The organism is Paenibacillus vietnamensis (genome assembly GCF_020169515.1).
GTDB lineage: Bacteria > Bacillota > Bacilli > Paenibacillales > Paenibacillaceae > Pristimantibacillus > Pristimantibacillus vietnamensis.
The window spans coordinates 251,151-264,081 of the sequence record NZ_JAHMHW010000004.1; the positions used below are offsets into that span (position 1 = coordinate 251,151).

A 12,931-nucleotide genomic window follows, 5' to 3' on the forward strand; every position below is an offset into this window, starting at 1 on the left:
TAAAAGGTCAAGTCCATAATTATGTGTAAAATCCCATCTACGTCGTACGAATGGATATTAACGGTTTTTGCACCATTCATGGTAAGCAGACATGTCCTTGAATTTACGGTTTGATTCCCATTGTGCTTCCATCTCCATGAGTACGGAGCCGATCATGCGCACTACGGCTTCACGGTTTGGGAAAATTCGAATGACACGTTCGCGTCGACGAATCTCGCCGTTAACACGTTCAATCCCATTGGAAGTACGTAATCGTACGCGGTACTCCTCAGGGTAAACAAGAATAGCTGTTGCATCGTCAAAGCCATTCTCGAGCGTATTCATGGCCTTTGGCGCCTTGCCTTGAAAAGCGTCTAATGTGTCCTTTAAACACTTCCTGGCGATGTCTATGTTCGGCGCTTCAAAGATCGTGCGAACCATGCCTTTTATGCTACCTTGTAGTGACTTTGGTGCAGCATCCAGTATATTTTTCATGAAATGTGTCTGGCATCGTTGCCACGTAACACCTTGAAAGTGCTGGCGAATCGCCTTGACCAAACCACCATGTGTGTCACTGGTTATACAATCGACGCCACGCAGGCCGCGCTCTTTTAATTGGCTAAAGAACGTGCCCCAGCTTGCTTCTGATTCGGTATCACCTACTGCAAGTCCGAGGATTTCTCGATTGCCATCGGTGTTCACGCCATAACCAATGAAGACACCTCTGGAACGAATTCGGCCATCTTCGCGCACTTTCACATACATGGCATCTACCGTCACAAACGGGTAAGCTACCTCGTCCAGGGAGCGGTTATTCCATCCTTGAACGATTGGATCAAGCTGCTTGCACAAATCGCTAACGGTAGACTTTGAAAATTCCCTGCCGCACAGTTCTTCGGTGACACGAGCCACTTTGCGGGTAGAAACGCCATTGATCACAAGTTCCATCAACGTAAGTACGAGCGCTTGCTCACTACGCTGGTAACGCTTAAAGAGCTCAGTTGAGAACTTCCCGTCCCTGAACCTTGGAATTTGCAAGTTAATACTGCCCACACGCGTTGTCAATCCGCGAGAGTAGCTACCATTTCGTTGTCCTAGCCTTTCGGGTGTACGCTCGTATTCCGTAGCTGCTAATTGCTCCGTCGCTTGTGCCTTCAACACTTGATTCAAAACCGTCTCGAGCAAAGCAGCAACACCAGCATCTCGATTTTCTCCGATAAAAAGTTGGTTTAATAATTGGTGATCTAGTGTAACCTGATATTGAGCCATGATTAAATACTCTCCTCTGGAATGGTCTGGACAACTTCTTCTAGATGAGTATTTACTTCATGGCTTACTTTTTATGAAGTTCATCATTTTACACAATTATATGGACTCAACTGGTTAAAATATCCCCCTCTTTAGCTTAACGACAGCAGGAGCAGCTGCCGCGGTGGCAAACTGCTCCTGGATGGCTCTAAACTAACGTGCCCGTAATGAGAAAGGTGTACACGTGTTGCCGAGGTCATAGAATTACTCTTCAAATGTTTTATCAATTGTTTCCCTATCATAATCTAAAATCCAGTCTTTATATTTTAAATAAATCTCTTTAATTGCTTGATTAGAATGAGAAATTATATCGCATCCGCGATCATCATGGACATGATATATCGTTCCATTGTTGATATTCAAAAAAAATACATCATGATGTGTCTTAGGCTTTATTCCTACATCCTGGTTACAGATAGCTTTTAATAAGTTGCGATAATCCAGCTCATATACTTTGCAAGTGATCATATATCGATAAGTCTTTGTTAATTCGTCAGGATTTTCGTCTTCATCAGCAAAAACATACGGTATTACATCAAGCCTTAGATTTCTTAATAAACGTTTACTCTTAATATACCTTTTGTATAGATACAGCTTTTTCACTTGGTTTCTTTGTTTATCAGCGAAATGGCCATTAGTAACAATAACAATCTCATCATTGTTGTCATGAAGAGCTTTAAATAATTCAATAGCTCTAAAGTACACTCGCTCCATATAATGATTTGTATCTAAGTCGTAGAAACGTGGATCGCCCAGTTCAAATCTAATTCCGATATCCCAGTTATAGAATAATGGTGGTTTCAATACGAGGTATGGAAATTTTTCGTTCATAAACCGTTCAAATATCATTAAGGCATCACCGTTCTTTATAATATCTCGGGCATTCAATGTCTAACGTATATCTGTTAGCTCAATGACTCAAAAACAATGTTTGTTGCCTCAAGCTCTTGGAGAACTTTTTTTACTCTGTCAGTTACAATGATCCAGATCGTTGTATTCAAAAAGAATACGTCTTGTCCGTTCCACATATCTTGTTTCATTTCAATGCGCCTCTTGTTACGATCGAATGCTTCTCGACCACAATACTCGCATGTGGTTATTATTTCCGCGCCTGACGGAGACTTCGAGTAACTTGTGATGATCATTTCATAATAAAATTCATTTTCATGTTTTATTTCAAAGGGGTATTTTATTAATTTGTCACCGACTTTTCTCATTGTAACAGGAGCAAATTGAATGCCAGTTAGTTGGAGATGCTCAAATTCATTCTTAATACGTTCTGAGACAAGAACACTTCCTAAAGTGCTCCACAAAAAATCAGCCTTTGGTTTAGTTTTTATATCTAAGTAAATTGGTTGAAATTTATCACCAGGAAGGAACTTAAATTCTTTTTGTCCTATGGCGATCGCAATTCCCGATTGTAAATTACGATGCACTAGATCTGGTGTTGGTGAAACATTGGTTATATGTTTATTCTTCCTATACTCTTCAGGACATGAAATCGGAAGAATTCTTACATTACTCCAGATCTCACCACATCCTTTACAATCGATGCCTGGTAAGCCATATGGATGTTCACCGTAACCGTTAATATATTCTTCCTGTCTTTGACTTTGATATTGAGGATGATTGAGTCTCCAAAAATTAATGGTTTCCATCTTTATATCTCCATTGTAATGATTTTTCGCACCATGCTTAAAGGTATTCGTGAAGTTATTAAACTTTCCTGCTTCCATTTAGCTTAATGACGTACCCGAAGAGATCCCCTCGCCGGCTCCTTGATGAGTCACAGAGTATGTGCTGACATACAGGTAATACTTAACATTACCTGACATTGAGAACTTGATATAGCTTTGCTTTAGACACTCCGGTCTGTTCGGTTATTTCTTTTATGGTATATTTCCGACTGTCATACAGAAGCAGCGCCATTTCCACTTTGTCCTTATCCAATGGCGGTCTTCCTCCTTTTCTACCTCGAGCCCGAGCGGCTTGTAAGCCGGCCTGGGTTCTTTCTCGAATTGTCTCCGCCTCCATTTCTGCCAGTCCAGCCATACAGAATACAATCAAACCCAACACCATTTGATGATTTGGTGTTGGGTTTGTCATAAAAGTTCAGGATGTCATAATGAAGTTTATGCACTTTAGCTTATGGTACAATTCCCCGCGGATAATCTTAGACGTATTTAATGACATCTGTATCGGTCTTATTTTTAAACTCATCTTTACAAAGAAAAGTTTTGCATCGCCTCATCAATCATGCGTCTGTAATTCCAATTATTTGACGGATCTTCTCCAGGTCACGGATTGGTGATTGGCTGAACGGTATTCACACCTTAAGATGGTCTCAGGGGTAATCCTCCTCCGACCCGAAATGTTTAACTAAATGATACAATAAAATCAAAATGTTAAGTGCAAGTTTTTTATGGGACCGAAAAAAACGAAAAACGCATCGCTGGCAGCCGCTTTCAGCTACCCACATGCGTTTTCACCCATTTACAGAATGGTCATTTTGTTAATTTCATTCCTAAATCAGTCTTACTGATCTGCATAGCAACGGCCGCTATCCGCCTCATTTGCGACAGGGCCGTTTTTGTGTTTTCTTAGATTAGCTTCGAATTGCTGTCCGATCCACGGTTTAGAGGGGCTGACTTTTCACAAAATGAGGGGTTTTCTACAATTATCGATCTAAGGCTGCACATATTTTTGTTGAATATAAGAACATAGAGGAAATTAGATCCTAATGATAGAATAAGTTTACATAAATGACTTATGCATGGAAAACGATTAGGTAATTGGGTTAAGGAAGGTATACGATGGTATTGGGGATGGTTACGCCTAAGAAGCAAGATTTACTACGACAACGAGCAGCCGTATTAAAGCAGTACGAGGTCTTCAGTTATCAAGTCGCTTATTACTTACTCCAGGATGAAACACTGGCGACTCAAGCTGCCAGCCAAACTTTGTTCGAATTATTGCAAGATGAGGAATTTTATTATCAAAACGAGTACATTCAAAAACAAAAGACAAAAGAATCCGTTATGAAAAGTTCACTGCTCAGAAAAGCCTCTTCTTACGAAAAGGAAATCTAATTATTAAATAGGAGGGCGGCTGGATCCCAGCTGCCTTCCTGTTTCATTTCCAAACATCTGATAAGTCATCATAGATAGAATCTGATCCTTTTCGCAATGAAATTCGTTCAATACCAATCTTTGAAAAAAGCAAACAGCTGCGCTTAAACGAAGCTGCCTGCTTAGGATAAAGTCGAATCCTTCCGTCGTTACAAACCGATCAAACGGGATACCGCCTGCGCCGCTTCGGCACGGGTCATGTACGAGCACGGCTTGAATCGGCTGAGACCGCGGCCGTTCAGCAGGCCAAGTTCCGTCGCGGACCGGATCGACGGCACCGCCCATTCGGCGGCTTCATCCGCATCGGCGTAGGCAAGCTCCTTACCGGTTGCCGCATCGCCGCCAGTCAGGTAAGCGTAAGCCCGCACCAGCATAACGGCCATTTCCTGGCGTGTAATAAGCGCCTCCGGTGCAAAAACCGTCTCGCTGCGCCCCTGAATAATCCCTGCCGCGTAAGCGGCCGACACCTCACCGCCATACCAGGCTTCCGGCGCGACATCTGCGAAGGCATGCTCCTTCCGCTCTTTGAGCTTCAAAGCTCTTGCCAGCAATGCGGCGAATTCCGCACGGCTCATCTCCCGGCCGGGCTCGAACATGGAATCGGTAACGCCGAGAAGCATTTGCTTGGCCGCCAGCTCGCCGACCGCCTCATGCGCCCAATAACTCTCGGGCACATCGCCGAACCGCTTCGTTACTTCAAGCACCGAATACATGCTGAAATGCTCAACCTGCGCGGTCCACTCGCCTTCGCTCCATTCTCCTCCCGCATACTCCAAAGCTCCGTCTTCGGAGAGATAATAGATGCCGGTATGACGGGCATTCAAGCCGGGGTCCCCCTTCAACCGGATTGTGACCGGCTTCACGAATTGGGACAGCGACGCCTCCTCACCTGCGCCGTTACGGATCGACAGCTTGAAGTCATAGGCTTGCCCGACGGCTTTGATTTCCGTCTGCTCCGTTTGCTTGCCGTTTTGCGCTAGAAGCTCCTCGACATCCGCCGTTGCGACCTTCTTCAGCTTCAGCGTGATGGAGCCGCCGGACGCAGCAGGTACCAAGCTTTGCAGCTCCCGGAACAGATCCACCGGAACGGTGACGGATAACCCGCCGGCTTCGAAGGTTACCGGCTGCCGGTTCAGCCTGTCGTAGACGCCGGACGGCAGCACGACCTCCGTAACGTCCTCCGGGAGCTTGACCGTCGCCGTACCGTCCGTATCCTCCACGATTTGTTCCTCCGTCACGGTTACCAGGCCCGGACTCGGAGCCGGCGCCGGAGCGGTACCCGTATTCCCCGTGTCCGGCGCCGGATCCTCCTGCGGGTCCATGACAAGCTCGATATCGTCGAAATAACCCCATACCTGCGCAGGCGCTTCGACATCAAAGCCAACCGTCGCTTGGCCGTCCTTCACGACAATGCCGTCCACCGTATACTGCTTCCATACATTGTAGCCGGTGTTGACGACGTCGACGCTTTTGACAGCCGCCCCTGCCGTCTCCGCGAACAGCTTCAGCTTCGTCTCGCCTCCGCCGCCGGACGACCACGCTTTAAGCGTGTAGGTGCCGTCCGCAAGGCCGGTAACGGTTTGCGCTAACCGGTACGCATATGCCGAACCGTTCCAATAATTGAAGGCATAAGCTCCGGAATGCGCGTTGCCTGCATTGTTCTCGATTTTGCCTGAGCCTGCCGTGCCGCTCAACGTCCAATGATCAAGGCTTCCTTCCTCAAAACCCGCATTTTTCGCCATATTCGGATTCGCCAGCACCTTAATGTCGACCGATGCCTTTTGCGCCATGCCGGCCACCGTGCCTTCGAGCGTAAATACACCCGGCTTGCTCAGCTTGCCTTCGGCTATTTCATCCCATACCACGGCTGCCTGAGAAATCGAGCCCTCGTTGTACAGCACAGAGGCGGTCGCGGGCAGCAAAGGCTCCGAGCCTTTCGCGACGATGATTGCCGGAGATGCGTACACCGTGACCGGAAGCTTCTCCGGCATGCTGCCTGGAGTAAACTTGAACGCGTCAAGCGAGCTGAGCGCATTTCCGTCAAAATCGAACATCGCCTGATTTTCCCAGCCGTTGCCTTCCCCTACCTTCCAGCCTACTTCCGGCAGCCAGGCCGGCTCCCAGTAAAACACGCCAAGCCCTTTACCGTCCCGCACATGTGCGACCGTATTCATGACCAGCTCCGTCACCAGCCGCTGGTTGTCAGGCGAAGCCTCAAAACCCGCGATGCGGACCTGATCCTCTCCGGCAATATTGCCAAGGCCGTCCCCGTCTTCCAGCGTATGAGGATAGGCCGTTTCCGCTACGACGATCTGCTTGCCGTACCGCGCCGCCATATCGTCCATATTGGTCTTTAATTGCTGGAACGTGCCATGCCAGTAAGGGTAATACGACATGCCGATGACGTCATAATCGACCTGGGCCGCCTCCACCTGATCGAAAAAGCCCACGAACTTGTCATTGTCGCCGCCTTCGGCCAAATGAATCATGATCTTCGTTTCATGCCCGTCCGGCGTCGTCTCGCGCACCGCACGGACGCCCTCCTTCAGCAGCTGCGTCAAATTGGCGAAATTCGCAGTCGAGCCGTCCGGATGCAGCATGCCGTTGTTGATTTCATTGCCCACTTGAACCATATCCGGATATGCGCCGGAAGCCGCCAGCTCTGTCAGCACTTCCGCAGTGTAATCGCAAACGGCTTGCTTCAGCTCGGCGAACGGCAATTGGCTCCACTCCTGCGGCTTGATCTGCTGGCCGGGATCGGCCCAAAAATCGGAGTAATGGAAATCGACGAGCAGCTTCAGCCCCGCCGCCTTCACCCGTTCAGCCATTTCCAGCAGCTTGGCTTTATCGTTATAGCCGCCCGCCTGCACCGGATCGTTCCAGACGCGCAAGCGCACATAGTTGACGCCGTGATCCTTCATAATCGTAAGCAGATCCGTCTCTGCACCGTCCTGATAATACTTGAGCCCCTTATCCTCGATGGCCTGCAGCGTGGAAAGATCGGCGCCTTTAATAAACTCCTCCGGCCCGGCCGGCTCCTCCGCTTGCCCCAAATTCGCATTTTCCGCCGCCCCCGCTTCCACTTTATGCGAAGGGACGGCTGCAACCATCGTTGTAAGCGCTAACACAAAAGACAATAAAAGATGAATTCCTCTTCGACTCCATGCCTTTTTCACTTTTTTTCCTCCTCAGCGGATATGTAATAGAAAGAAATGGAATAGAAAAGGAGGGGACCTGCGTCACCTCCTTCTTCTGCTCTTACTTGCTGGCCAGAAACGCATCGATTTGCGATTGAAGCTCGGTTTGCAGCTTGTCGATGCCGGCTGCCTTCAGCTGCTTGATCAGATCGGCACGGCCTTTGTCGATATCCTTGATCAGACCGTACTCGAGCGGAATCGCGTAACGAAGCATTACGTTGCCTACGTTCGCTACTTCGTTCTTCACATTGGCGTCGTTGAACACGAACGTTTCCAGTTCGAAGTTGTATACCTTTTGCTCCCATTCTGTGGCGATCGCATCTGCTTCCGCAGGATAAGAAGCGTCCTTGCGGTTCAGCGGGGAATTCGCGCCCCAGTTGGAGAAGCCGGTGTAGTTAGGCGTGCCTGCCGTCGCGTTGAATTTATCTTCTCCTACCGCCTCATAGTGCGTGCCGGCAATGCCGTACATGAACAGGTCATGAATTTCTTTATCGTTTTGCAGCAGGTCGAGCACCATCAGCGACCGCTCCGCCTTTTTGGACGTCGCATGGACGGCAAAGCCGTTTTGCGTCGATATCGCCGCGATTTTCTTCTTGTCAGGCGTAAGATCCGCAATTGCCAGCTCTACCTCCGGCTGCTCTCTGCGCAGCTCGGCCAGGTTCATGGCGAGCGTACCCAGATTATGCGAGTAAGAAGCCGTTTTGCCTGCTTTCATATCCTGCCAAACGTCATTTTTGTTGCTTACAACGTTTTTCGACCAAGCGTTGTTGTCCGCCAGATCCTTGTAGTAGTTCAAAAGCTCTGCGAATTCCGGCGTATCGTATACGTTGAATACTTTTCCGCTTGCATCGTCAAGCTTGTAAGCAAGCGGCATGCTGTAGTCGACCAGATTCCACTCGTTTTGCTGCTCCAGCAAAATTTGGTCCAGCTCGTGCCATTTCCAGCCGTCGGCCGCTTTAGCGTTGTAAGCGTTGATGCCTTTCTCGTTAGCGGCAACCGTCTTCACGTAATTCGCAAACGTTTCAGGGCTGTTGACCGGATCAAGATTGTATTTTTTGCGGAGATCCTCGCGGATCAGCACCGCTTTGTCAATGACTTCCGGATTATTGTTCGGAACCATGTACTGCTTGCCGTTTACCTTCGACTGCTCCCAAGCGACGGCAGGCATCGCTTCCCAAGTCAGCGGCATGTTCTTTTTAAGCATCTCGTCGGTCAGCTCCAGGAAGCCGCCTTTCAAAGCCTGGTCGTTATAAAACGCCCAGTTTGCCGTATAGGCGATGTCGAAATCCTCGCTGGCCGCGAACTTGAGCGGATATTTCTGCGTCCAGTCGGACCAGTCGAGAAACTCGGCTTCCACCGTTGCATTCACTTTTTCCTTCAGCTTTTTGTTCAGCTCGCCGAACACCGTGTCGTATTCGATCGGTTTGCCGCCGACCAGGAGCATCTTGATGACAAGCGCCTCGCCCGTACCCCCGCTTGTCTGCTCCGCCGAGCCTTCCGAAGGCGTATTGCTCGCCCCGGTATTGCCGCCGGCATTATGATTGCTTCCGCATGCGCTTAAAACCGCTGCCAATACGAACACGAAGACGAATAATAGCATAAATGATTTTTTGTTCTGCATGACCGGTAATTTCCCCCTGTAAGGTATTTTTTTATGATAACCAGGTTTCCCTGAGGTCATCCTTTCACTGCGCCAATCGTCAAGCCCTGCACAAAGTACCGCTGAATGAACGGATAAGCGAGCAGGATCGGGCCGGTAGCCACGATTGTCATGGCCATCTTCAGGCTCTCGGTCGGGATGTTCATCGTTACGACTGCTCCCGAGCTGACCATCGCTCGGCGCATGCCGTCCATGTTGCCCAGCATTTTATACAAATAATATTGAAGCGGCATCAGATTCTCGTTGCTGACAAACAGCAGCGCGTTGTACCAATCGTTCCAGTACGCCAAGGCGATGAACAGGCCGATCGTGGCCAGGGCAGGCTTGGACAAAGGCAGCATTAGCTGGATAAAAATCCGGAAGTCCCCCGCTCCGTCGATTTTCGCCGATTCGGTAATCGCTTCGGGAATGCCGCTCATAAACGACTTCATGACGATAATATAAAACACGTTCAGCAGCATCGGCAGAATAAGCACGATCAGCCTGTCCTTCAAATCAAGGTAATTGACGATCATCAGGTACCAAGGAACAAGCCCCCCGCTGAACAGCGTCGTAAAGAAGAAGAAAAACGAAAATTTGTTGCGCCATTTAAAATCCTTGCGCTGCAGCACGTAAGCCGTCATTGCCGTCAGAAACAGTCCGGCGAGCGTTCCGACCGCCGTTACGGCAACCGTTACTCCGTACGCCTTCACCATTTGTGCGGGATATTTGAACAGCAGCGTGTAAGCATCCACCGAGAATGCGGTCGGAAACAGCTGGAAGCCGTTTTCGACGATTTTGGCTTCCTCCGTCAGGGAGGAAGAAATGATCAGCAGAAACGGAATGATGCATAGAACCGCCAGCAGCGATATGAACACATAGCCGAGAACCGTCAGCAGCAGGCGGTCCACTTGTTTTTTGCCGGCGCCTTTCCTGGTCAGAGCCGTCGTTTCGTTGGTTATCGTAGCACTCATGGTCATCCCTCCGTTTTAGAACAAAGCATGGTCTTTGTCGTATTTGCGTACCGCATAGTTGGCCAGCAGAATCGTCGCAAAGCCGAGAATGGACTGATAGAAGCCTGCCGCAGCCGATAGCCCGATTTCGTTCGACGTCGTCAGCGACCGGAATACGAACGTATCGATCACGTCGGTAGAGGAGAACAGCAGCCCGTTATTGCCGACCATGTTGTAGAACATCCCGAAATCGCCTCTGAAAATGTTGCCGACCGCCAGCAGCACCAGGATGATGATCGTCGGATACAGATTCGGAATCGTAATATGGAAGATCCGCTGGAATACGTTTGCTCCGTCGATTTCGGCGGCCTCGTACATTTCCGTGTCGATGCCGGTAATCGCCGCCAAATACATGACCGAGCCGTAGCCGAGCGCCTTCCAGGCCGATACCAGAACGAGAATGAACGGCCAGTAAGAAGGCGTGTTGTACACGTCAATCCGTTCAAGCCCGATCGCCGTCAAAATCGAATTCAGCGTGCCGACGTCATAGTTGAACAGATTGTAAGCGATGGCGCCGACGACGACCCAGGAAATGAAATACGGCAGAAACATAACCGTTTGAGTCAGCTTGCGGAACCATTTGCCGACCGCTTCGAACAACAGGATCGCCGCTGCGATTTGCAGCACATTATTGACGATTATGAAAGCTATGTTGTACAAAGCCGTATTTCTCGTCACCATCCAGGCATTGCCGGAATCGAAGAAAAACCGGAAATTGTCCAGCCCGTTCCATGGGCTTCCGAATATGCCGCCGTCGTAGTTGAATTGTTTAAAAGCAAGCACGATCCCGGCCATGGGCACATAGGCAAACAATAAAAAAAACAGAACCGCCGGCGCCAGCATCATCAGCAGCACTTTGTTTTTCCGCACCTCGCCCCAAAATCCTTGTCGGTTCATCCGTACTCTCCTCCCGTTTCTCTCTTGTTTGTGTTTTTATTATATAAAAGACCCGGGAGCTGAAATAAGGAAGCCAAACAACTAAAAGTAATACATAATCTACGATTTGAAAAAAAGAAGTTTATATCCGGTCCGGACGGCAAAAAAAGAAACCCGCGATCCGTCCGGACGCGGGCTTGCGTTTTAGATTTTATGTTTCTTGCGGTATTCCCCGGGCGTCATGCCCGTCGATTGTTTGAACTGGCGGTTGAAATAGATAATGTTTTTGTAGCCGACGCGCTCGGCGATCTCGTATACCTTCAACGTCGGGTCGGCAAGCAGCTGGCACACCCGGTTCATCCGCCTCTCGTTCAGAAAATCGCTGAACAGCGTACCGGTTTCCTCCTTGAACAGCGTACCGAGATAATTGGGCGTAAAATCGAAATGCGCCGCCACCTCCTTCAGCGTGATCCGGTGCTCCAGCCCTTCGTCGATATATTTGATAATTTCCTCGACCAGCTTGCGTTTCTGCTTCTGCTTCTTCACATACAGCAGCTCCGACAATTCGAAGAACCTTCTTCTCATCCAGGAAAGGATATCGTCCATCGTCTCGAATTGGAACAGGACGGCGGGCTGATGCGACTCCCACCTGAGCAGCTCGTACAAATTTTCGTTCTGCTGCAGCAAATCCGCATGCAGCTTCGACGTAATCCGAATAATAAGGTCGTAAATATCCGACTTCTGCTTTAACGTAACCTGCCGGTCGAAGAGCAGCAGCAGACAATCGTCGATCGTCACCAGATCGTATTCGAGAATGGCAGCCAGCATCCGGTCGACGGTTTGTTCCAGATTGGGCGGCAGCGGGCTTTTCGGAGAGGATTTGGAGCCGTCCTTGATCAGCCGGTTTTTGCCGAGCAGCCATTTCGCGCTTAAAGCGGCCTGAGCCTGGCGGTACGATTCGTGCAGCCCCTCCATGTCTTTGGCATACATGCCCGTTCCGATCGTAATCGTAAGCGGAAAAGCGCCGCGAACTGTGCCGATCAGCTCCTCCAGCAAAGCGGCGTAGCGCTCCTCCTGTACGGAGGAGAGCAGGACGAATCTGGAGTCGCGGCTGCCGATCAGCGTGCCAAGCTGCTTCTTGCCTGCGAAATCTTCCATGCATTCGCCTATTGCCGCAAGGCAGGAGCGTCTGTCCGACTCCGGAATTTTCCAGTCCAAATCGTCGGTTTCGATGATGGCTGCGGCCGTACCCCGCTGCAGAAACGGAGCAAGAAATTCACCGACATGCTGCTCCAGCGCCTGCCCTTGCCGAGGGTCGTCCAACCAGCGAAGCAGCAGCTCCTGGTTAACAAGCGACAGCGCCTCCGCCAAGCTGCGGTGCTGCGCGCGCTCCTTCTCTACCTTCTCGCACAAAGACGCCAGCATGCCGTACAGCTCTCCGTCATCGACCGGCTTGAGCAAATAGCCGGATGCACTCAGCTGCAGCGCCTCCTTCGCATAGGAGAAATCCTCGTGGCCGCTGATAAACACGATCTGGACCTGCGGGTTCAGCTCCTTCGCCTTGCGCGCAAATTCCATGCCGCTCATGATTGGCATGCGAATATCGGACAAAATGATGTCGACCTGCTCCGACTGCACGATTTTGAGCGCGCTGAAGCCGCTGTTTGCCGTTCCGACGATGTGCAGATCCAATCCGCTGCCTGCGACCCTGCGCCTGAGCCATTCCAAATCGACCGCTTCGTCGTCCACCAATAATATGTTCATGAATGTCATGCTCCTTCTCCGTTCATA

At 49.7% G+C, this 12,931-nt stretch carries 10 protein-coding genes; 1 reads left to right on the top strand and 9 read right to left on the bottom strand.

Annotation, left to right across the window (positions count from 1 at the left end):
• Positions 1–57: 57 nt before the first annotated feature.
• The 4 genes from KP806_RS11425 to KP806_RS11440 form a co-directional block, all read right to left on the bottom strand.
• On the bottom strand, positions 58–1,248 hold the full coding sequence (locus tag KP806_RS11425) for an IS256 family transposase (protein WP_224723727.1): 1,191 nt from the start codon (positions 1,246–1,248) through the stop codon (positions 58–60).
• A 243-nt stretch (positions 1,249–1,491) separates the two neighbouring features.
• Complete coding sequence (locus tag KP806_RS11430) at positions 1,492–2,136, bottom strand: DUF3885 domain-containing protein (RefSeq protein WP_224723728.1); 645 nt, start codon at positions 2,134–2,136, stop codon at positions 1,492–1,494.
• Positions 2,137–2,192: 56 nt separating this feature from the next.
• The gene (locus KP806_RS11435; protein WP_224723729.1) at positions 2,193–2,945 is read right to left on the bottom strand and encodes a double-CXXCG motif protein; all 753 of its coding nucleotides are present in this window, start codon (positions 2,943–2,945) and stop codon (positions 2,193–2,195) included.
• A 166-nt stretch (positions 2,946–3,111) separates the two neighbouring features.
• A complete protein-coding gene (locus KP806_RS11440) occupies positions 3,112–3,393 on the bottom strand; it encodes a recombinase family protein (protein WP_318153577.1) in 282 nt (93 codons plus the stop codon).
• Positions 3,394–4,100: 707 nt separating this feature from the next.
• Between KP806_RS11440 and KP806_RS11445 the strand changes: the two genes are divergently transcribed.
• A complete protein-coding gene (locus tag KP806_RS11445) occupies positions 4,101–4,376 on the top strand; it encodes a hypothetical protein (RefSeq protein WP_224723730.1) in 276 nt (91 codons plus the stop codon).
• A 188-nt stretch (positions 4,377–4,564) separates the two neighbouring features.
• Here the strand turns inward: KP806_RS11445 and KP806_RS11450 are convergent, their stop codons facing one another.
• From KP806_RS11450 to KP806_RS11470, 5 genes are all read right to left on the bottom strand, one after another.
• The gene (locus KP806_RS11450) at positions 4,565–7,591 is read right to left on the bottom strand and encodes a glycosyl hydrolase 53 family protein (RefSeq protein ID WP_224723731.1); all 3,027 of its coding nucleotides are present in this window, start codon (positions 7,589–7,591) and stop codon (positions 4,565–4,567) included.
• 82 nt (positions 7,592–7,673) lie between these two features.
• Entirely contained in the window at positions 7,674–9,233 is a 1,560-nt protein-coding gene (locus KP806_RS11455) for an extracellular solute-binding protein (RefSeq protein ID WP_224723732.1), read from the bottom strand.
• A gap of 56 nt (positions 9,234–9,289) precedes the next feature.
• Positions 9,290–10,225, bottom strand: a complete 936-nt coding sequence (locus KP806_RS11460) for a carbohydrate ABC transporter permease (RefSeq protein WP_224723733.1) — start codon at positions 10,223–10,225, stop codon at positions 9,290–9,292.
• A 15-nt stretch (positions 10,226–10,240) separates the two neighbouring features.
• On the bottom strand, positions 10,241–11,161 hold the full coding sequence (locus KP806_RS11465) for an ABC transporter permease (protein WP_224723734.1): 921 nt from the start codon (positions 11,159–11,161) through the stop codon (positions 10,241–10,243).
• A 183-nt stretch (positions 11,162–11,344) separates the two neighbouring features.
• Positions 11,345–12,904, bottom strand: coding sequence for a response regulator (locus KP806_RS11470; protein WP_224723735.1), 1,560 nt, complete (start codon positions 12,902–12,904; stop codon positions 11,345–11,347).
• Positions 12,905–12,931: the final 27 nt, after the last annotated feature.